The sequence below is a fragment of the Micromonospora carbonacea genome, from assembly GCF_014205165.1.
In the GTDB taxonomy this organism is placed as follows: domain Bacteria; phylum Actinomycetota; class Actinomycetes; order Mycobacteriales; family Micromonosporaceae; genus Micromonospora; species Micromonospora carbonacea.
On record NZ_JACHMZ010000001.1, the window covers coordinates 3521728 to 3542947 of the forward strand.

Consider the following 21220-nt stretch of genomic DNA (forward strand, 5'->3'; position numbering starts at 1 on the left):
CCCCCCGCGAACACTACGGGCGCGGAGGGCCCACCGGGCGTCAGACGGTCGAGCAGGCGGCGCCGTTGAGGGTGAAAGAGGACGGTTTGCCGGCGTTGCCGGTGTGGTTCGCCTGGAACCCGATCTCCACCGACCCGTTCGGCGCGACGCTGCCGTTGTAGGAGACGTTGCGGGCGGTCACCGCGCCGCTGGTGGGCGTGTAGGTGGCGTTCCAGCCGCCGGTGATGCTCTGCCCGGCCGGCAGCGTGAACGCCAGGGCCCAGCCGTTGACGGCCGCTGTGCCGGTGTTGGTGATCGTGACGGACGCGGTCAGGCCGTTGCCCCAGGCGTTGACCGTGTACGCCACCCGGCACGCACCGGACGCCGGGGGCGTGGTCGGCGGCGGGGTGGTGGGCGGGGGCGTGGTCGGCGGGGGCGTCGTGGGCGGCGGCGTGGTCGTCGGGGGCGTCGTCGTCGGGGGCGTGCCGCCGATGCTGCCCGGCACCGCGCGCAGCGCGTTGTACCAGGCGGTGGCCATCTTGCCGTAGCCCGTCGCGTTGGGGTGGATGCCGTCGGCGAGGTCGGCGTAGGTCAGCGCGCTGCCGATGTCCACGAGGTGCACGCGGCGGCCGGCGTTGACCTTGCTCTGCACGATGCCCGGGATGGCCGCGTTGTACGTCCGCACCGCGTTCTCGGTGCCGGAGCGCGGGATGATCGTCGCGACGAAGACGTCCGCCGACGGCGCGGTCGAGGTGATGCGGTCGATCAGCGTGGACAGGCGGGACGCGGCGGCGGTCGGGTCGCCGTACATGTCGTTCGTGCCGATGTGCAGCAGCACCGTGCGGGGGGTCGTCGCCCGCAGCCAGTTGACGACGTTGGCGTCGACCTGGGAGATGGTCCAGCCCGAGTGGCCCTCGTGGTCGTGGTCGCCGAGGCTGCCCGGCCCGTTGAACATCGAGCCGACGAAGTCGATCCGGTAGCCGCCGGCGGCGAACTTCTGCCACAGGTCGATGCGGTAGCCGCCGGGGACGTTGAAGCCGTCGGTGATCGAGTCGCCGAGCGGCATCACCCGGACGCCGCCGTTGGACTCGGCGTTGGCGGGGGCGATCGCGAACGTGACGGCGGTGGCGACGACCGCCATGACGGCCGCCGCGGCGCCGAACAGGCGATTTCTTCGTGTCATGCGTATCCTCCCGATGGTGGTTGCCCGGGCGAGGGACGTGCCGGGGCGAGGTGCGGAATCCGGGCGCGGCGTCGGCCCCGTCGAGGTCCGCCCGCAGACGGCGGGCGGGGATGAACGGCGGCACGGCGGGTCGGCGCGCCACCGCAACTGCCGGGTACGGCAGGGGAAGGCCGACCGTCAGCAGTGCCCGTGCGGCTGCGCCGCCGGCCCCGGTGTCCGGACGGACGACCGGCGGCCCGTGGCTGGAGCGTGCCCTTCACCCTGGCCGCCGACACCATAACGTGTTACCGCTAACACCCACAATGGATCGTCAGCTGGCGATACTTCCAGGCGCGCGGCGGGCGGGACCGGGCACCGGCTGCGGCGGCGGAACAGCGCGTGCCGGGCGCGCAGGAGGCGCGGCGGGACCGGCGTCAACGAGGGGTGGGCGACGGAGGCGCGGACACCTGCGGGGTCGGGTCGGGCGGCGCGCCCAGCGGCCCGTCGAACACCACCGCCGGCCGTTCCGCGTCGCGCGCCCGGTGGAAGATCTCCATGCGCAGCCGCGCCGCGTCGGCGGGGACGAGGAAGGCGTAGTTGAGCCGCCGCACCGCCCCCGCGTCCACCGTCGGGCCGGCGTTCGGGTGCTCCGGGTCGGGCACGACGATCGCCGGGGTCACCCGGTCGTCGACCAGCCCCCGGAAGGAGAACTCGTTGACGTCCAGCGCCCCGGGGCGGCCGTTGGTGAGGCTGGCGATCACCAGGGCGTACCAGGCGCCCTGGACCTGGACCCGCTGCGGCGCGGCGAGGGTGAGCGTGACGCCGTCGGGCCACGCGTACGTCTGCCCGAAGGCCAGCCGGGCCGGCGTCGGCACCGGCCCCGACGGGACGGGGACCGGCGGCGGTGGGGCGGCCGGGCCGGGCCGACCGGCGGTGGCGGGCAGCCACCGGCAGTAGTTGGTGACGGCCACCTCCGCCGGGTCCTCGCGCCGTGCCTCGCCGCGCCGGGTCCCGTCGTAGAGCACCTGGCCCAGTGCGCGCAGCCCCGGCGCGTCGGAGCCGGCCGCCCGCCGGCCCACCTCGACGTGGGCGACGGCCCGCTGGTCGACCAGCAGCAGGCGGCCTGACGCGGCCTGCGCGAACCGGCAGGCGTCGGCGGCGGCGACGGAGCCGGCGGCCGGCGGGGGCGCGGCGGCGACGACCTGTTCCGGCACCAGCGCCCCGCCACGGCGGGGCAGGAACCCCTTCGTGGCCAGCCACATCGCGACGACCGGTCCGGCGTAACCGAGCACGAGCAGCCCGGTCACGGCGGCCACGACGGCGCGCGGCCAGCCCCGGCCCCGGCGGAGCCCGGCCGGCCCCGCCGGGTGGCCCTGCGGCCACCGCGCGCGACGCCGCCGCGCCAGCCGGGCCACCGTCGCCACGAGCGTGCCGGCCACGAGCGCCGCCGCCAGGCCGACCACCCCGACCGCGGTGTACGCGCTGCCGGTGGCCAGCACGCCCTGGTAGACGTCGCCGCAGCCGGTGCCCAGACAGAGTTCGACGAACGTGATCGTGAGCAGCACGGACATCAGCGCGTAGCCGGTGAGCACCGCCGCGACGAGGGCGTGCGCCGGACCGAGCCCGACGTCGGCCCGGCCGCCGAGGGCCGCGGCGACGAACGCGACCACGAGCTGCGCGAGCGCGACGACGCCGAGCAGCGCGTAGGCGTTGAGCAGCGCCCGCTGGTAGCTGCCCGGGTCCTGCTCGCGGCCCAGCCAGGTCGCCGCCGCCATGAGCAGCCCACCGGAGCTGGCCTTGTTGACGGCCAGCGCGACGACGAAGACCAGCGCGGGCGGCAGCAGCGCCACCGCGGGCCGGAGGCGCGGCCGGGGCAGGGCCGCGGCGTCGGCGCGGTCGAGGCGCACCGCCCGCAGGGCCCCGCCGCGCCGCGCGGCGGCCGTCAGCGGGTACGCCGCCGCCGCGAGCAGCGGCAGCAGCACCCACGGGTCCAGCGCGCTGCCGAACACGCCGACGGGCAGCGCGACGGGCAGACCCGTGGCGGCCACCGAGGTCCCCGTCGACCAGGCCGTCAGGCCGGCGCCGAAGGCGAGCGCGGCCAGCGCCTGCCCCGCGCGGACGACCGGGGTCAGGGTGCGGCCGGCCGCCGACGGCAGCCACGCCGCCGCCGAGGCCACCGACCAGCGGGCGAACAGCAGGCAGCCCAGGGCGAGCAGCGCCAGCGCGAGCACGCCCTGCGCCGGGAACTGCCGCAGGATCGACGGCCAGGTCGCGTCGTCGCTCAGCGGCGCGGCGACGAGTTCGCCGCCCGCGATGCCGGCGGCCAGCGCCAGGCCAGGGCGCACGCCGGTGGGCAGCGGCGTGCCCGCCACCAGCGACACGAGGGCCTGCCGCCACAGGCCGGTGCCGACGACGGTCACGGTCAGCGCGCCGAGCAGCGCCGAGGCCAGCAGCAGGCCGTGCAGCCGGTCGCCGCCGAGCAGGTTGGTGGTGATGGTGCTCAGGTACGGCAGCGAGACGCCGACGGTCACGCCGGCCGCCAGCGCCTCGACGGTTCCGGCACGCAGCAGCGCCTCGGGCCGGCGTACCACCTCGGCGCGGTCCGCGTTGGTCGGGTGCAGCCGCAGCAGCCGCCACCAGGCGCGCCGCGCCGGCCCGAGCGGCCCACCCGCCGGTGGCCGGCGCTCCGGGAAGGCCGGCGGGTGGAAGGGCGGGTCGGCGCGGTCGGGGCCGGTCGCCGACGCGCGCACGTCGGCGTGGTGCTCCCGGGCGCGGACCACCGCGGCCCGGACGAGCCAGAGCAGGGCGACCGCGACGGCGAGCCGCCACCCGACGGGCCACAGCAGGGCGGGGCTCCGGACGGCCACGAACGCCAGCAGCGGCACGGCCACCACGAGCAGGAACGCCCAGCCGCTGAGCAGCGCCAGGACGGTGCGGTCGACGTCGCGGTTGCGCAGGTGGGCGAGTTCGTGCCGGACCACCGCCCGCAGGGCCAGCAGGCCGTCGTCGCTGGTGTCGTGCAGCAGCCCCCGGTTGAGGCGTACGTGGTAGTGGGGGTGGCAGCCGAAGGCCCGGCCGCCCGGCCCGGTGCGGTACGGGTTGACGACGAACCGGGGCGGGCGGGCCACCCGCGCCTCGTCGACCAACCGGGCGACCTCCCGCGCCGCGACCGGGTACACGGCCGGGTCGAGGGGGCGCAGCCCCTGCCGACGGATCAGCCGGCGGGGGTGCCGCCGGTAGCCGACGAACATCGCGGTCGCCACCAGCGTCGCCGCGCCCAGGCCGACTCCCGCGCGGCGCACGTCGACGGCCGAGTTGCAGGCCAGGTAGTCGTCGGTGACCCGCTGCGGCGAGGCGGTCGCGGCCGCCGTGTCGGCGGCCGCGACGCACCGCCGGTAGCTGCTCTCCCAGCCGGTCAGGCCGCCGGCCACCGCGTCGTAGGTGTAGGCGGCGGCGCTGAGGGTCAGCGTCATCAGCAGCAGGAACAGCGAGGTGGTGGCGGGCGGGAGGGTGAACGGGTTCAGCCGTGCCCGGTCGGCGGCCGGGTCTGTTACGGCCGGGCGTTCCACCGCTTCACCAGCACGGCGGCGAGGTCGGCGGCGAGGGCTTCGGGCGCGCCCCGGTCGGCGGCGCGCCCGGCCGCCAGGGCCCTGATCCGCTCCTCCTGCCCGGGCGGGATCGGCGGGGCGACGCTGTCCTCGTCGACGGTGGGCCCGCGGAACGGCCACCAGCCCGCCGCCCGGTAGCGACGCCCGGCGGCCTTCGCGCCGGCGACGACGAGGTCCTTGCAGATGTCGACGACCACGGCCGCGGCGAGCACGCCGACGGCCTGGCCCGCCTCCTCCCAGCCGGCGGCCGTGGGCTCCGCGCCGGCCCGCCGCGCCCGGCGGGCGGCGGCCGGGTCGCGCAGGTAGGCGGTCGCCACGAAGTCGAAGTCCGCCAACTCGTCCGGTGCCACCTCCGCGACGATGTCGCGGGCGATGTCGATGACCTTGCGCTGTGCTGTGACCGGCACCAACGTTCTCCCCTGAATCCGGAGTCAGGGGGAGCCTGGCAGAGCGGCGCGGGGCGAGGTGTCGGCTGACCGACACAGCCCTCGCGTCCGCCGGATCGGCCGACCGTCGACGCAGCCGATCGGCTGGCGGCCCCCGGGCGGATGACGGCTTCCGATGTCAGGCGGGCTGCGGCGGGGGCGGCTATCGCCCGCCGCGCGGGCGGGCGGCCCGCGCGCCGGCCAACGCCAGGGCGGCCAGCGCCAGCGCCACCGCGACGCCGCCCACCACGAGGGACGCGCCGTCGCGCCCGGCCCGGCCCGGCAGGTCGCGCCCGGCGGCGGCACGGTCGCCGCGCGCGCCGGTCCGGTCGGCTGCGCCCGGAGCGGCGGCGCGGCCGGTCGGCCCCGCAACGCCGGGGCGCGCGGACGGGGTCGGCCCGGCGGGCAGGGCGTAGCGCAGGATCCTCGGCCGCGTCCCGGGGGGCTGGCCCGCCGTCTCCGAGACCGTCAGCAGGGACCGGCCGTCGCGGCTGTAGCTGACCGACTCCCCCTGCGGCTCGTCCGGCAGCGCGATGCTCCTCGGCCGGCCGGTGGTGAGGGCCGCGACGAGATCACCGTCGGGGACGTCGAACTCGAAGGCGTCGGCGTAGGTGCGCAGCACCACCCGCCGCCCGTCGGGCGCGCTCGCCCCGCCCGTGACCACCCGCCGCCCCAGGAAGGAGTACGGGTTGCGGGTCGTGGTGGACGGGAGTCGCACCTGTCCCACCCGGGCCAGCGGCACTGTCCCGCCCGCCCGCAGCGGCGCGGCCGGGCGGTACAGGCCCGCGCTGCCGCCCTGTTTCGTCACGACCACGGGCCGCCCGCCGTCGTCGACCAGGAGGGCCTCCGCGTCGTGGGCCCCGTCCGGGTACGTCATCCGGTGCAGCACCGGACGGGCCGCGCCGGGCGACAGCCGCCACAGGGCGACGGTGCGGCGGGCCCGGTCGTTGTCGCCGATGTCGGCGACCCAGATCGTGCCGTCCGCGCCCACGGCCAGGTCCTCGGTGTCGCGGGGGCGCGACGGGTAGCGCACCGCCCGCACCACCCGGCAGCGGGCGTCGAGGAAGAAGATCCGGCGGCGGGACTCCTCGTCGGCGCCGTCGTTGACCGCGACGAACCCGTCGTCGGTGGCGGCCAGCCCGGAGATCTCGGTCAACCGGTCGTCGCGGATGTCGCACACCGGCCGCCCTGCCGGCGGGGCGGGCGCGGCGCCGGGTCGGGCCACCGCGACGCCGGGGGCCGCCGCGACAGCGGGGGCGACCGCGACGACGGGGGCGATGACGACGGCCGCCGCGGCTGCGGCCGCCGGCCACCGCCACCGGGGGTGCCGGGCCGATCCAGGTCTGGTCACCCCCGCATCATCGCGGCCGCACCGTCCATCGGGGAATCCCGGTGCCGCCGCCTACTGACCCACCTGGCACGCGGCCCCGTTGAGCGCGAAGTCGGCGGGGCGCGGATTGCTCGCGCCGGAGCTGGCCTGGAAGCCGAAGCTCGCCGTGGCGCCCTGCGGCAGGCTGGCGTTCCAGTCGACGTTGCGGGCGGTGACGGCGGCCCCGGACTGGGTGACCTGCGCGTTCCAGGCGTTGGTGACCCGCTGACCGGCGGCGAACGACCAGGTCAACGCCCACCCGTTCAGCGCCGGCCCCCGGTTGGTGACCCGCACCTCCGCCGTGAACCCGCCGGTCCACTGGTTGGGGGTCCAGGTGACCAGGCAGGTCGCCGGCACCCCGGTCGGCGGGGGCGTCGTGGGCGGGGTGGTCGGCGGGGCGGTGGTCGGCGGGGGCGTCGTGGGCGGGGTGGTCGGCGGGGCGGTGGTCGGCGGGGGCGTCGTGGTCGGCGGGGGCGTGGCGTCGCGCGGCGGGAAGCGCAGGATCCGGTCGTCGGTCGCGGTCGGCGAGCCGCGCCCGTCGCGGTTGCTGGTGGCGACCCAGAGCCACCCGTCCGGGCCGTACTCGACCGTGCGCAGCCGCCCGTAGGTGCCGACCAGCTCGGCGACGGGGGTGCCCGCGCCGCCGGCGCCGTCGAGCGGCACGTTCCACAGCCGGGTCCCGCGCAGCGCGGCGACGAAGAGCCGGCTGCCGGCGATCGTCGCGCCGCTCGGGGACGCCTCGGCGGTCGTCCAGACCAGCAGCGGGTCGCGGAAGCGGGGGTCGTTGCCCCGGCCCTCCACCGTCGGCCAGCCGTAGTTGCCACCGGCGACGATGACGTTGACCTCGTCCCAGGTGTTCTGCCCGAACTCGCTGGCGTAGAGCCGGCCCTGGGCGTCCCAGGCCAGGCCCTGCACGTTGCGGTGGCCGAGGCTGTAGACCAGCGACCCGGGGAACGGGTTGTCGGGCGGGACCGACCCGTCGGGCCGCATCCGCAGGATCTTGCCGTTGCGGCTGGCCGGGTTCTGCGCGTTGGCGGTCTGCCCCGCGTCGCCGACGCCGGCGTAGAGCAGGCCGTCCGGGCCGAAGGCGATGCGTCCGCCGTCGTGGGTGCTGGCCCGGGCCAGGCCGGTGAGGATCGGCGTCTGGGTCTGCGGGTCGGCGAGCCGGAACCGGACGATCCGGTTGTCCGTGGCGGTGGTGAGGTAGACGTAGACGTAGCCGTCCTGGGCGTAGGTCGGCGAGACGGCGAGGCCGAGCAGGCCGCCCTCGCCGACCGGGGTCACGCCGGAGATCTGGGCCACCGCCTCGGTCGGCTGGCCGGGCCGCACCCGCAGCACCTGGGCGGAGTTGCGCAGCGTCACCAGGGCGCTGCCATCGGGCAGGAAGTCCATCCCCCAGGGCACCGTCAGGCCGCTGGCGGCGACCTGGGGGCGGCTGAGGTCGAAGTCGCCGACGGCGAGGGCGACGCCCGCCGCCGGGCGGGGGCCGGCGGCCGACGGCGGGTCGGCGAGGGCCGCCGCGCCGACGCCGCTCACCGCGAGGCCCGCCACGACCGCCGCCACCATCATCGACCGGGCTCTCACGGCACACCCCTCCAAAGCAGCCAGCCAACCATAGACGTCAATATATCCGGCCGGCGGGGGATCCGACAGCTCGGCGACGCGGGCCGGGGCGGGCCGGGCCGGTGCGGCCACGCGCCGGCCCGGCCCGCCGGGCGACGGGGCCGGTCAGAAGGTGACGGTACGGCCGCCGAGGGTCACGACGAGCCGGCCGTCGGAGGCGAACGACCACTTCAGGGCACCGGAGTAGGTGGCGCACCGGGAGCCGTTCGAGCCGGTCCAGAACTGGTTCGAGCTGTCGACGTTGCCGACGGTCTTGTCGTTGGACCCGCTGCCGCTGCGGCACGAGGTGTTGCTGCGGAACACCGAGGTGCCCGCGTCGAACGAGAAGTTGCGCTCGGTGTTGTCGATGCTGATGTTGTTCGAGATCGACATCGAGCCCGGGTTGCGGTTGTAGGTGAACCCGTGCTTGCCGTTGCGGAAGGCGATGGTGCGGCGCACGGTGTGGTTGACGGCGATGTCCTCGCCGCCGAGCTTGAAGCCGTTGCGGTCGCCGCTGCCCGCCTGGCTGCCGTCGCTGAGGGTGCCGTTGTCGTAGGCGAGGGAGTCCTCGATGGTCACCGGGCCGATCGCCCCCGTGTCGCTCTTGGTGTAGAGGTCCCAGCCGTCGTCGATGTTGTTGTGGGACACGGCGTAGCGGAAGACGTTGCCGCTCCCGACGGTCAGCTTGGCCGCGAACCCGTCGGCGTCCTCGCCGTCGGAGTCACGGTTGTCGTGCGACTCCGCGCTCAGGACGAGGTTGTTGGCCGGCCACTGGTCGCGGGGGGTGTCGGAGGCGATCCGCGAGATCTGCAGGCCGCTGTCGCGGTTGAAGCGGGTGACCGTCCGCTCGATGATGTTGTTGCTGCCGCCGACGAAGATGCCGTTGTCCCCGGCGCGCTCGACGACGACGCCCTGGACGTGCCAGTAGGACCCGTTCAACGCCAGGCCCCGGTTGGCCGGGTCCTCGCTCATCGCCGAGAAGTTCAGCACCGGGGTCTCGCCCGGGTAGGCGATCAGCTTCTTGCGGGCGCTGGAGGTGCCGTTGTTGCCCGGCGCGACCGTGACCGTCCTGGCGAGCTGGTAGGTGCCGCCGCGCAGGTAGATCGTCCCGCCTGCGGCGACCCGGGTGATCGCCGAGGTGATCGTGGTGGGGTTGGCCTGGGTGCCGGCCGCGCCGTCGGTGCCCTGCGGCGAGGCGTACACCGCGCCGCCGGCGGGCGGCGTCGCGGGCGGCGGGGTCGTGGGCGGCGGCGTGGTCGGGGGCGGGGTGGTGGGCGGCGGGGTCGTCGGCGGAGCGGTGGTGGCGGGCGGCGGCGTGGTCGGGGTGACGCCGCCGGTGCAGGTCACCCCGTTGACCGCGAAGCTCGCCGGCACGGGGTTGCTGCTGTCGTTCCAGGTGCCGTTGAACCCGAACGACGCGGTGGCGTTGGTCGCCAGGCTGCCGTTGTAGCTCACGTTCGACGCCTGCACGGTGCTGCCGCTCTGGCTGAAGTTGGCGCTCCAACCCTGGGTGACCGTCTGCCCGGCGGCGAACGACCAGGTGACCGTCCACGAGGTCAGCGGGTCGCCGGAGTTGGTGAGGTCGACGTTCGCGGTGAAGCCGCCGCCCCACTGCGCGGCGATCGAGTAGGCGACCCGGCAGCCGACCGCGGCCCGGGCCGTCCCGGCGGTCACCACGACGCCGGCGGCGGCGAGCGTCGCCGCCGCGGCCGTCGAGACCCACAGCGCCCTGCGGCGCTCTCTGCTGTTCATGTTCTTGGTGCTCCTTCACGGGTGGGTCAGACCCCGCGCACGGGGTTGCCGACACCGGTGCCCGGCCGGTGCGCAGGCGGGACGCGTCACAGGAAAGCGCTTACCCAGCGTAGAGACGCCCGCCTATCCCGTCAATCGGCCGAGCCGGCAGGTCACCGCGCGGCGGGGAGCCGGCCGTCGCAGCGGACGTCCGGGTCGGCGACCGGCCGCCGGGGCATCATCCAGTCCAGGACCGTCTCCTCCACCGGCCAGCCGTGCACCGCCACCACGCTGTACGGCACCCGCGCCGCCTCCGGGCAGAGCACCTGCGACCGGACCCGGCCGTTCGGCAGGAACCGCACCCCGGCCGCCCGGTCCAGCACGATCGTCGACGTGTCGGTGACCGTGATGAGCGCGCCGAGCACCACCTCCGGCCCCGTCCGGTCGGCCGGCGTCGGATCCGCGCCGGTGCCCGCCTCGGCGTCGGCCGCCCCCGCCGGGGCCAGCTCGACCGCGGCGGTCGGCAGCACCGGGACCCGGAGGAAGACCGCCCCCATCACCAGCGGCAGCACGGCGGCGACCGCGTACGCCAGCCCGTGCGTCAGCACCGGGGCGCTCCAGCCGGGGATCGGGCCGGTGAGCAGCACCGCGGCGGCGGGCGGCACCGCCAGCAGCGCGGCCGTGGCCAGCTCGTCCTGCCGCAGGGCCGACCAGATCGCCGGGCCCAGCGCGGTGTACGCCAGCACGGCCGCCGCCAGCGGCAGCGCCACACTCACCAGCAGGATCCGGGTCGGCTGGTCCGGGTGCAGGTAGCGGGTGCGCAGCGCGAGCAGCCAGAGCCCCAGCATCAGCAGCGTCGGCAGGAAGCGCAACTGCCACGTCAGCGCCCCCAGCGCGACGGCGCCGGTGAGCACCCAGCCCGGGGTGCGCGCCGTCCCGGAGGCCAACAGCGACCGCTCCGGGTCGAACCGGTCAGGGGCGCTGAGCCGCAGCAGCCGACCGAGCACGCCGAACGTGAGCACCACCAGGGGAAAGGCCCAGACCAGCGCGATCAGCAGCGCGCTGAGCAGGCCGAGCGGGCTGACGTACTGCACCAGCAGCAGCATGGTGGACATGTCCTGCCGGCTGAGCTGCCACAACCGCAGCACCAGGAGCAGGACGGGGAACGCGGGCAGGAGCGTCAGCAGCCACTGCTGCGCCTGCCGCGCCCCCGCCATGCGGCGCGGCCGCCCCGACTTGCCGGGGCCGGCGGCGATCCGGGGTGCGCCGGGGCCGGTAGCGCGATCCTCTCCCACGGCCACTGCCGTACCTCCACCTTCCTCGGCTCGGGCTGCCGCTGTTCCGCGACGGACTGCGGGAGGTTGTACCGCTGCTGCCAGCGCAGGTTCGCGTCGTACGCGTTCTCCCAGGTCGAGTTCTCCTCGTCCTCGGCCGACGCGTAGAGGGCGAGGTCGACCAGGTCCCGCAGCGCCTCGTTGGGGCCGGTGTTGACGCCCCACTTCTCCTGCGCCGAGGAGCCGATGTCCCAGTGCCGCAGCGGCTTGGCGCCCCGCAGCTCGGCCGGGAAGCGCTGACCGTCGTCGTCGGGCCGGTCGCCGGTGACGAAGCCGGCGAGGATCGCGGCGTCGGTGGTGACCGCGTACACCTTGCCGTCGTAGAGCAGTTGGACGCAGTCGCTGATCCGGTTGCGGCCGATCGGCTTGGCACCGGCCTCCCGCAGTCGCTGGGCGGAGGTCGAGGTGGTCAGCGTGCAGACCGTCCGGCCGCCCAGGTCCTCCAGGCTGCTCACCTGCTCCGCGTCGCCGACGCTGTCCAGGGTGATCACCGACTGCTCCGTGTAGAGGTAGGGGGCGGAGAAGACCGCGCCCTCCTCCTCCCGCTGCTTGGTGATGCTGTAGGAGGCGATCACCAGGTCGACGGTGACGAACCCGTCTCCGTCGCGGGCCTGGCGGCGGGCCCGGTCCTCGCTCTCGATCGGCAGGAACCGCACCTGGGACCGGTCGAAGCCGAGGTAGCCGGCGATCATGTAGGCGATGTCGACGTCGAAGCCCTTCCACACGTTGTTCGGGAACCGCTGGGAGATGCCGGGCTGGTCGTCCTTCACCCCGATGAGGAGCTGCTGCCTGCCCTTCATCCCGGCCTGCTCCAACAGCTCGTCGCGGGTCGGCGGGCCGAACGCGAGCACGATCGGGATCAGGGCCGCCGCGAGGACGGCCAGCGTGACCGCGAGCCCCACCAGCCGGGCCTGCCGGACCCGCGTGGCGCGCGGCGGGGCGTCCCCCGCCGTGGCCGGCCGGGCCGGGCCCGGCTCGCTTGCCTGACTCAACTGCATCCTCCCCCGCCACACGGCCACGTGACCGGCCCTCCATTGTGAGCCACCGCCCGGGTCACGGCGAGCCGCCATCCGCCCGCCGACCGGCCGGATACCGGACAGGCCGGCCGCCGGCCCGCCGGGCGGGCCCCGATTCGGCGGTATCGCCCCGGCGGCGGCGGCGATCGCGAGAGAGTCGGTGCCGAGAGGGTCGGTCCTGGCCACCCGGCGAGAGGAGCAGGATCCCGTGCCACGATCCCGTCGCCTGCCGGCGCTGCTCGCCGTGGCCGGGGGCCTCCCGCTGGTCGAGGCCACGATCCTGACGTGGCTCGACTTCGTCTCGCCGCAGGCGCTCGCGCCGCAGGTCACGGCGGTCTGGCCGTACGACACCTACCACGACCTGCGGTGGCTGTTCGTCTACCACGACTCGTGGCCGACCTTCGGCCTCGGCCTGGTGGCGGCGATCGTGCTCCGGGGCGCCCTGTCCGCGCTGCTGGTCCTGCTCTCCTGGCCGGCGCAGGCGCCCCGCCCACCCACCGGCGCGCTGGTCCGGCGCAACCTCGGGGTGGCCACGCTCACCGCCGCCATCGTCACGCCCTTCGCCGCGCTGTCGGTCGCGGCGTCGGCGGTGGCCCTGTCCTGGTACCTGTTCGTCTCGCTCGGCCCGATGATCCTGCTCGCCCCCTTCCTGCAACGGATGGCCGTCGTCCCCCACGGGTGGCGGGGCCTGCCGTCCGCGGAGCTGTTCGGCTGGTCGCTGCTGGACCTGGTGCTGCTCTCCGTGGCCGGCGGCCTGGTCTGGAGCGCCGCCCCGGGCTGGACGCCGCTGGCCGCGCTGGGCGCGGGGGTGTGCAACGGGCTGCTCTGGCACCAGACGGTGCGCGCGGCCCTGCGGCCCGCCCACGTGCGGTTGCCACGGCTGCCGGCGGTGCCGGTCGTGGTGGTGCTGGCGCTGGCCGTGCCGCTGGTCATGCAGATCCTCGCGGTGCCGCGCAGCGGCATGCGGGACACGTTCGGCCCGCCGCTGTTCTCGCAGCCGCTCGCGGCGTCCGTCCCGTACGCGGTGCTCCTGCTCGCCGGGCACGACAGCACCTATGACGGCCGGCCGGCCGCGGACCCCCGGGTGTGGCGCTACTCCTACGCCGGGGTGGACGCCCGGGGCCGGCCGTTGCCCTACGCGGCGTTGGCCACCCACCAGTCGCTGGCGACCAGCTCGGAGCTCCTGGCCGTCCAGGTCGACGCGCTGCACCGGCTCACCGGTCGGCCGGTGGCGCTGCTCGGGGAGAGCGAGGGGGCCATGGTGGCGCGGACCTACCTGCGCGACCGGCCGGACTCGCCGGTGCGCGCGCTGCTCATGTTCAGCCCGCTGGTCCGCTCCGGGCGGGCGTACTATCCGCCGGCGGAGGCCGCCGGCGGCTGGGGAGTCGGCACCGGCTGGGTGCTGCGCGCCATGTTCGGACTCGCCAACCGCCTCGGCAACGGCACCAGCAACCCCGACGAGCCCTTCGTCCGCTCCCTCATCGACAACGCGCCCTTCTACCGCTACCAGACGATGTGCCCCGTCCCCGGGGTGCGGATGATCGCCTTCCTGCCGACCGTCAGCTCCGTGGAGGCCCCGCCGGGGCCGTTCACCAGGATCCCGGTCGTCGAGGTGCCCGCCTTCCACGCGGGGTTCCTCGGCCGCCGGGCCGTCGCCGACGAGATGATCGACTTCCTCTCCGGCCGGAACCTCGACAAGCCACGCGCCGAGTACGGCGTGTTCCAGCGCCTCGGGGCGGCCTGGCAGGCGCCGCCCCTGACGGTCACCCTGAACCCGGCCTGGCGAAGCCAGGTCCCGCCGGGCACGAAGCCGTTCCTGAAGTCGCAGCTCTGCGCGCCGGTCAGCTGATCCCCCGCCCGCCCGGCGCGGCGGGCCGCCGGCGGCCCGCCGCCCGCAGGCACCCGGCGAGCAGGCATACCGCCACGGCGGCGAGCAGCGCCGACAGCGCCCGCTCGACCGGATGGTAGGGCAAGAGCAGCACGGTGAGCAGGATGTCGAACGAGCCCGCGCCGGCCGCCGCGAGGACGGTGGCCCGCCGGTTCACGGTCAACGCCAGGGCCGCCGCGACCGTCGCCAGCCCCGCCGCGAGCTGGAGCCACGCCCACCCCGTGACGTCGAGCCGCCGGAACCCCTCGTCGACCACCACGTACGGGTCCACCCGCACGACGCTCGCCCCGACCGACGCGTCGATGGCGCCGGCCACGCCGAGGAGCAGCCCGGCGACGAGCCGGCCGCTGCGCCGGTCGTCCGGCCCGGCCCCGCTGTCCGGGCCACCGGCCCGGCGCGGAGCGGGTCCGTTCGGCTCCGCTTGCTGTCCTCGCATGCCGCTCCAGCGTGGTGCGTCCCGGCCGCGCCCGGTGGCGCGGCCGTCGTGGCCCCCGTCGCCCTGCCGCCGGCAGGGCGAGCCGCCCCGTTGCCGAGGATGCCAGGTCCGTCGTCGAAGGCGGGCAGAAAGGCCCTATTTGGCGGGGCGCTGGCGGGCGTATTGTCGTCGTGTGGCACAACGGAGCGTCAGCCGCGCGCGGCCGGTCGTCGTCCTGGCCGGGATCAGCGTGACCGCCTCGGTCGCGATGGCGGTCGGGGTGTGGGGCAGCCGTCTCTGGGCCGGGAACTCGTTCGTGACCGCCTGCGTGGTCACGGCGCTCGTCGCGTCCGTCGGCGGCCTCGTCGTCGTGCCGTTGCTCAGCCGGTTCGCCGCGCGCGGGAACGGCCGGTCCTCGGCCGACTGACGCCCCGCAGGGCAGCGCCTCCACCTCGCGCCGGGCGGCGGGCCCGGGCCGGGTCAGGGCGCGCGGCCGTCGGTGGGCGTCCCGCCGCCGCGCCGCCGGACCAGCCAGCCGACGGCGGCCCCGGCCCCCGCGCCGCCGCTGGCGACGAGGGCGAGCTGCATGATCTGGTCGGCCTGTAGTCCGGCCCACTTGGCCATCGAGATGACCACGACGATCGGCAGCAGGGCCGCGCCGGCGTAGACGAGGAACATCAACGCCTGGTGCCAGCGCAGCCGGATGTAGAGCTGGTTCGTCGTCTCGTCGTCGGTCGCCCGGCGCAGGTGGTGGTCGCGGAACTCCAGCTCGGTCCTGGGGGGCTTGCTGTCGTAGGGGCTCGGCTTCCCGCGCCCGACGGCGCTCCGGCCGCGCGGTGTCCGATCGTTGTTGTTCGTCGCCGGGGCGCTCACTGTGCCCCCTCCCGGGGGATCGGAGGTTGTTCTGTGGGGGAGCAACATGTCCAGGCTACGACGACCACGACTGTCGCACAACGTGACTGCGAGCGTACGTTCGCGTGTCGTCCTGCGTGACACCCGACATCGCCGTCACCCGTCCGAGGGTATCTGCCAGAAACCAGCCGGGTGCCTGCTCCCTCATGGAGCAACACCGCGTACAGTGGAGACACCCCCTCCGAGGAGGTGTCGGCGTCATGGCCAGGCCGGAACTGACGAAGATCATCGCTGCCCGCATCCGCCGTCTGCGCGACGAACGCGGCTGGTCCGCCCGCCAGCTCGCCGAGCAGTGCGAGCAGCTCGGCACGTCCTCGCTGTCCCGCAGCGCGATCGCCAAGATCGAGGCGGGCCTGCGGGGGATCGACGTGGAGGAGCTGCACCTGCTGGCGACGGCGCTCGGGGTCACCTTCGACCAGCTCACCGCCGACACCGCGGTCACCGTGCTCCACCTGTCCCACCTGCGGTTCGCGCCGGGGCAGGCGTTCGGCGCACCGGTGCCGGCGGGCGCCCACGAGGAGGTCCTCGCGGCGTTGTGCGCGGACCTGGACCTGCTCGCCCGCAGCCTTCCGGGCGCCCGCCCGGACCTCGTCGTGGTCAGCGGCGACCTGGCGGTCACCGGCCGACCCCGGGAGTTCGACCTGGTCAAGTCCTTCCTGGAAGGGCTCGCCGAGCACCTCGGCATCGGCTTCGGCCGGATCGCGGTCGTGCCGGGAGAACGCGACGTGAACGAGGCGGCGGCGCGGGCGTACCTGGCGCAGTGCGAGGCCGACGACGTCGCCCCGGTCAAGCCCTACTGGCACAACTGGCGGCACTTCGCCACCCTGTTCGACGCCTGGCCGGAGGACCGCCAGCAGGCGCGGATGCAGAAGGAGCACCCGTGGAGCCTGTTCGAGCTGCCCGACCTGCGGGTGGTGGTCGCCGGGCTCAACTCCACGATCGACGCCGAGCCGGGCGCCGGGGCCGGCCCCCGGCCAGGCCGCATCGGCGCGGAGCAGGCGCGGCACGTGGCCGAGTCGTTGGCCACGTACGAGGAGCGGGGTTGGCTGCGGATCGGCGTCGTGCACCATGATCCGCACGGCCGCTCCGAGCCGGCCCACGAGCGGCTCGCCGACGCCGAGCTGCTCGACGGGGCCCTGGGCCACCGGCTGAACCTCCTGCTGCACGGCAACGGCGACGAGAAGGCCCCCACCGGCGGCCAGTTGGCCGGCGGGCTGCCGACCTACGGGCTGGGCCCCCTCCCGAGCCCGGAGGCGGCCAGCCGCTACCAGCTGCTGCGGTTGACCGAGGACGGCCTGGTCCGGCTCAGCCGCCGGTTCGACCGGGAGCAGGCCCGCTGGCTGGGCGAGACCGCCGACGTGGTCGAGCGGCCCCGGTGGTCGCCGCCGACGCCGGTCGTCTGGCGGGCGGCGGAGAACACCTTCCCGGTGTCGTCGGCCCACCGGGTCGTGGCGCGCTCCGGGGACGGCTGGAGGCCCGCCGGCTCGGACTGGGATCAGCTCGACTCGCGGCGTCTGCTGCTGGACCAGATCGCCGACGTGTGCGTGGCCCGGCACCCGGGCGCGGTGGTGCACCGCATCAAGGGCGCGTTCCCCTACCTGCGGGTGACCTACGCCGACGGCGGGCGGGCGCGGCAGCTGCGCATCGGCGCCTGCGTGCGCACGGTCGACGAGCACGACGTGGACACCTTCCTGGAGCAGGTGCACGGCGCCGACCCCGACGTCGAGTCGGAACTCGTCTACCAGGGCGAGGAGCCAGCGCGGGCGCTGCGCGACTACGCCCGCCGACGCAAGGTGCGGCTGCGCAGCTTCCGCCAGTTCCAGGGGCTGCTCGACCTCACCGGCTACCTGCGGACGCAGTCCGAGGCACTGCTGGCCGACCCCCGCTATCCCGCGCAGGGCTACGTCCCGCAGCGGTTCGTCGACAAGACCCACGCCGCGGCCCGCCCGCGCGTCGACGGCGACGAGACCCGCGAGGACCTGGTCGGGGAGCTGCTGGAGCTGGTGGGCGGCGACGAGGGCCGGTTCGTCCTGCTGCTGGGCGACTTCGGGCGTGGCAAGACCTTCGCGCTGCGGGAGCTGACCCGGCGCATCGGCACCGAGCTGCCGCACGTGCTGCCGGTCCTGATCGACCTGCGGGCCTCGGACAAGGCCAACACGCTGGAGGGGCACGTCGCGGCGCACCTGGCCAACCACGGCCACGACAAGATCGACCTGCCCGCCTTCCGGTACATGCTGGAGCACGGCCGGATCGTGCTGATCTTCGACGGCTTCGACGAGCTGGTGGCCCGGGCCACCTACGCCCGGGCGGCGGACCACCTCGGCACGCTGCTCGCCGCCGCCCGCGGGCAGGCCAAGATCATCGTTGCCAGCCGGACCCAACACTTCGCCGCGCACTCGCAGGTCGCCACCGCGATGGAGGCACGGATCGGCAGCCTGCCCCAGCGCCGCGTGCTGAGCCTGTCGCACCTGTCCGCCACGCAGATCCGCGCCCTGCTGGTCCAGCGCTTCGGTGGGCAGGTCGAGGAGGTCGACCGGCGGCTCGACCTCCTGGCGAGCATTCCCGGGTTGATGCCGCTGGCCACCAACCCACGGATGCTGGGCTTCATCGCCGACCTGCCCACGGACCGGCTGCGCGCGGTGTCGGCGGCGAGCGGCACGATCAGCCCGGCCCGCCTGTACGAGGAGATCATCGACGCCTGGCTCGGCTACGAGGGCGACCGGACGCAGGACATCCGGGGGGTGCCGGTCGGCCTCGCCGCCGGGGACCTGTTCGCGGCGGTCACCGCGCTGGCGCTGCGGCTGTGGGAACGCGGCGAGGCGCTGATGCGGGTCGAGGAGATCCAGGACCTGGCCGGCACGCTGACCGATCTCGCCGGCCGGCACCTGTCCGCCGAGCAGATCACCCATGCCATCGGCGCCGGCAGCCTGCTCATCCGCACCGACGACGGGGTGTTCAGCTTCATCCACGAATCCGTCACGGAGTGGCTGGTCGCCCGGCACCTGGCCGACGACCTCTCCGCCACCGGCCGCGAGCACACCGGCCGGTTGCACGCCCACCCGCTGTCCCAGCTCACCATCGACTTCCTGTGCGACCTGGCCGAGCCGTCGGTCTGCCGGCGCTGGGCGCAGGGGGTGCTGGACGACCCCGACGCCACCCCCGCCGCCCGGACGAACGCGGGGCGGATCATCGCCCGGTTCAGCACCTCCCCCGGGCTCAACCTGCGCTCGGCCCTGCTCAGCGGGCTGCACCTGACCGAGCGGTCGTGGCCGGCGGCGGACCTCACCGACGCGGACCTGACCGGGGCCCGGCTGGCGGACATGGTGCTCGCCGGTGCCACCCTGCGCGGGGCCCGGCTGGCCGGCGTCGCCATCGAGGACAGCGACCTGTCCGGGGCCGACCTGCGGGGCGCGGACCTGTCCGGGGCCCGGATCGTCGGCAGCAGCCTGGCCCGGGCCGACCTGACCGGGGTCGACCTGACCGACGCGCGGATCCTCACCACCGACCTGTCCGACGCGGTGCTGACCGACGTGCGGTGGCGGAGGGCGGCGGTGGTGTCGGCGACGGCCGCCCCGGCGGCGCTCGACGGGCTGCGCCGCCGGGGCGCGGTGGTGCTGCCCGGCAGCCCGCTGACCACGGCGGTCCGGCCGGTCGCGCTGGGCGTCCTGTTCGGCTTCGAGGAGGGCCGGCTGCCGCGCCCGGTCGGCTACGACGCCGAGGGCGCGCTGCTGGCGATCGGCTGCGAGGACGGCTCGGTGCTGATCTGCGACGCCCGGGACAACCGGCCGCTGCGCACACTGACCGGCCACGAGTGGCGGACGTACTCGGTGAACTTCAGCCCCACCGAGCCGCTGCTGGCCACCGGCGCCCAGGACGGCCTCGTCCGCCTCTGGGACGCCACGACCGGCGAGTGCCGGCACGTGCTGTCCGGGCACCGGGAGTGGGTGTGGCCGCTGCTGTTCGACAGCAGCGGCACGCTGCTGGCCACCGGCGACAAGGACGGCGTGGTCCGGGTCTGGGAGGTCGCCACCGGGCGACTACGGTGGGAGCTGCCGGGGCACCGGGCGCCGGTGTGGACGGGCACGTTCAACCCGGACGGCTCGACGCTGGCCACCGGCGACGACGGCGGCGTCGTGCGGCTGTGGGACCTGCGCACCGGCCTGCTGCGGCAGCGCGCGGAGGCGGAGGACAGGCTGACGTACTGGCTGCGGCACGACCCGGGCGGCACCTTCCTGGCCGGTGGCGCGGAGGACGGCGTCCTGCGGCTGTGGGACCCCAGGACGGGCCGGCTGCTGCACCGGCTGACCGGGCACGAGGGGCCGATCTACACCTTCGACTTCCACCCCTCCGGCCGGCACCTCGTCAGCGCCGACGTCACCGGGTCGGTGCGACGCTGGGACCTGCCGGAGGGCGGCCGCCCGCCGGTCGGCCGGGAGGTGGGCCGGCACAGCGGGGCCGTGTACCGGGTCGCGTTCAGCCCGCGCGGCACGATGTTCGCCACCGGCGACAGCGACGGGTGGGTCAGGATCTGGGACGACGCCACCTGCGAGGTGCGCCACGAGCTGGACCGCCACTACGCCTCGGTGTGGCCGATCACGTTCCGCCCGGACGGTGACCGGCTGATCAGCAGCAGCAACGACTTCACCACGAAGGTGTGGAGCACCGGCAGCGGCGAGTCGGCGGCCGTGCTGCGCGGCCACGGCCGGCAGATGCGGGCCGTGGCCTTCAACCGGGACGGATCGCTGCTGGCCACCAGCAGCAACGACGGGCTGGTCCGGTTGTGGGACCCGGTCGCCGGGGAGTGCCGGCAGGTGCTGGAGTCCAACCGGATGGACCGGCTGGTCTCGGTGGCCTTCGGCGCGGAGCCCCACCTGCTGGCCACCGCCAGCAACGACGGGCGGGTCTACCTGTGGGACGCCGAGGCCGGCGCGGAGGGCCGGCAGCTCGAGGTGTCGAGCGACGCGGTCTGGGCCATGGTGTTCGACCCGGCCGGGGACCGCATCGCCGTCGCCAACGACGACCACACGGTGCAGCTGCTGATCCGCACGACCGGGCGCACGATCGGGTGGCTGCGCGGCTTCCGGGGCCGGGTCCGGGCCCTGGCCTACTCCCCCGACGGCGCGACGCTGGCCACCGGCTGCGACGACGAGCTGGTCCGCCTGCACGACCCGGGCTCCGACGAGGCGCGGGTGCTGCCGAAGACGCACAGCGGCCGCATCGTGTCCCTGGCCTACCGGCCGGACGGGCGGATGCTCGCCTCGGCGAGCGCCGACGGCACGGCGGTGCTGTGGGACCCGCACGGGCAGGCCGTGCTGCGGGTGCTCCAGCCGGGGCGGCGCAAGTTGTGGACGGTGGCCTTCCACCCGGACGGCCGGCTTCTCGCCACGGCCGGCGACGACGGGGTCATCGACCTCTGGGACACGCGGACCGGCCAGCGGGTGCAGGAGCTGACGGGGCACACCCGCCGGATCTGGTCGGTGGCGTTCAGCCCGGACGGTGGCCTGTTGGCCAGCGGCAGCACCGACGGCACCGTGCGGCTGTGGCAGCCGGCGTCGGACGGCACGGCCGCCCACCGGTGCACGCTGCTGGGCCTGACCGAGCGTTCCTGGGTGGCGTTCACCCCGAACGGGCGGCACAAGTCGGCGGGCGAGGTCTCGGCCGACTTCTGGCACGTGGCCGGGATGTGCCGGTTCGACGTCGGTGAGCTCGATCCGTATCTGGACAACGTGGGCCGGATACCGGCCGGTGTCCCCCTGCGGGACTGACCCCGACCTTCCTT

13 protein-coding genes and 1 pseudogene are annotated in these 21220 nt (G+C 75.5%); 3 read left to right on the top strand and 11 right to left on the bottom strand.

Going from position 1 to position 21220, the window contains the following annotated elements:
- Positions 1 to 40: 40 nt before the first annotated feature.
- From HDA31_RS15130 to HDA31_RS15165, 9 genes and pseudogenes are all read right to left on the bottom strand, one after another.
- The gene (locus HDA31_RS15130) at positions 41 to 1162 is read right to left on the bottom strand and encodes a cellulose binding domain-containing protein (protein WP_376701386.1); all 1122 of its coding nucleotides are present in this window, start codon (positions 1160 to 1162) and stop codon (positions 41 to 43) included.
- A gap of 413 nt (positions 1163 to 1575) precedes the next feature.
- Positions 1576 to 4710 carry a M48 family metalloprotease gene (locus HDA31_RS15135; protein WP_178064726.1) on the bottom strand — a complete coding sequence of 1045 codons (3135 nt, stop codon included), beginning with the start codon at positions 4708 to 4710 and terminating at the stop codon, positions 1576 to 1578.
- On the bottom strand, positions 4692 to 5156 hold the full coding sequence (locus HDA31_RS15140; protein WP_178064725.1) for a hypothetical protein: 465 nt from the start codon (positions 5154 to 5156) through the stop codon (positions 4692 to 4694). The genes HDA31_RS15135 and HDA31_RS15140 overlap by 19 nt, the downstream gene beginning before the upstream one ends.
- A 181-nt stretch (positions 5157 to 5337) precedes the next feature.
- Entirely contained in the window at positions 5338 to 6525 is a 1188-nt protein-coding gene (locus HDA31_RS15145; RefSeq protein WP_221486621.1) for an SMP-30/gluconolactonase/LRE family protein, read from the bottom strand.
- A 51-nt stretch (positions 6526 to 6576) separates the two neighbouring features.
- Positions 6577 to 6900 (bottom strand): cellulose binding domain-containing protein, encoded by a 324-nt coding sequence (locus HDA31_RS33345; protein WP_376701450.1) that lies wholly within the window; start codon positions 6898 to 6900, stop codon positions 6577 to 6579.
- Between the two features lie 138 nt (positions 6901 to 7038).
- A pseudogene (locus HDA31_RS15150) lies at positions 7039 to 8112 on the bottom strand (PQQ-dependent sugar dehydrogenase); the annotation flags it as partial.
- Positions 8113 to 8271: 159 nt separating this feature from the next.
- Positions 8272 to 9897 carry a cellulose-binding domain-containing protein gene (locus HDA31_RS15155; RefSeq protein WP_178064724.1) on the bottom strand — a complete coding sequence of 542 codons (1626 nt, stop codon included), beginning with the start codon at positions 9895 to 9897 and terminating at the stop codon, positions 8272 to 8274.
- A 152-nt stretch (positions 9898 to 10049) separates the two neighbouring features.
- On the bottom strand, positions 10050 to 11093 hold the full coding sequence (locus HDA31_RS15160; RefSeq protein ID WP_178064723.1) for a hypothetical protein: 1044 nt from the start codon (positions 11091 to 11093) through the stop codon (positions 10050 to 10052).
- The gene (locus tag HDA31_RS15165) at positions 11057 to 12202 is read right to left on the bottom strand and encodes a transporter substrate-binding domain-containing protein (RefSeq protein ID WP_178064722.1); all 1146 of its coding nucleotides are present in this window, start codon (positions 12200 to 12202) and stop codon (positions 11057 to 11059) included. The genes HDA31_RS15160 and HDA31_RS15165 overlap by 37 nt, the downstream gene beginning before the upstream one ends.
- A 232-nt stretch (positions 12203 to 12434) precedes the next feature.
- Here HDA31_RS15165 and HDA31_RS15170 point away from each other — a divergent pair, with 232 nt between their 5' ends.
- On the top strand, positions 12435 to 14075 hold the full coding sequence (locus tag HDA31_RS15170; protein ID WP_178064721.1) for an alpha/beta fold hydrolase: 1641 nt from the start codon (positions 12435 to 12437) through the stop codon (positions 14073 to 14075).
- On the opposite strand, the gene HDA31_RS15175 is transcribed toward HDA31_RS15170, so the two are convergent.
- Positions 14068 to 14550 (bottom strand): DUF7144 family membrane protein, encoded by a 483-nt coding sequence (locus HDA31_RS15175; protein ID WP_178064720.1) that lies wholly within the window; start codon positions 14548 to 14550, stop codon positions 14068 to 14070. The two genes, HDA31_RS15170 and HDA31_RS15175, sit on opposite strands and share 8 nt — an antisense overlap.
- A gap of 172 nt (positions 14551 to 14722) precedes the next feature.
- On the opposite strand from HDA31_RS15175, the gene HDA31_RS15180 reads away from it, so the two are divergent.
- Positions 14723 to 14956, top strand: a complete 234-nt coding sequence (locus HDA31_RS15180; RefSeq protein WP_074476115.1) for a hypothetical protein — start codon at positions 14723 to 14725, stop codon at positions 14954 to 14956.
- A gap of 53 nt (positions 14957 to 15009) precedes the next feature.
- Here HDA31_RS15180 and HDA31_RS15185 read toward each other — a convergent pair whose 3' ends face one another.
- The gene (locus HDA31_RS15185) at positions 15010 to 15402 is read right to left on the bottom strand and encodes a hypothetical protein (RefSeq protein WP_074476116.1); all 393 of its coding nucleotides are present in this window, start codon (positions 15400 to 15402) and stop codon (positions 15010 to 15012) included.
- Between the two features lie 239 nt (positions 15403 to 15641).
- Between HDA31_RS15185 and HDA31_RS15190 the strand changes: the two genes are divergently transcribed.
- On the top strand, positions 15642 to 21206 hold the full coding sequence (locus HDA31_RS15190; protein ID WP_178064719.1) for a pentapeptide repeat-containing protein: 5565 nt from the start codon (positions 15642 to 15644) through the stop codon (positions 21204 to 21206).
- Positions 21207 to 21220 lie beyond the last annotated feature (14 nt).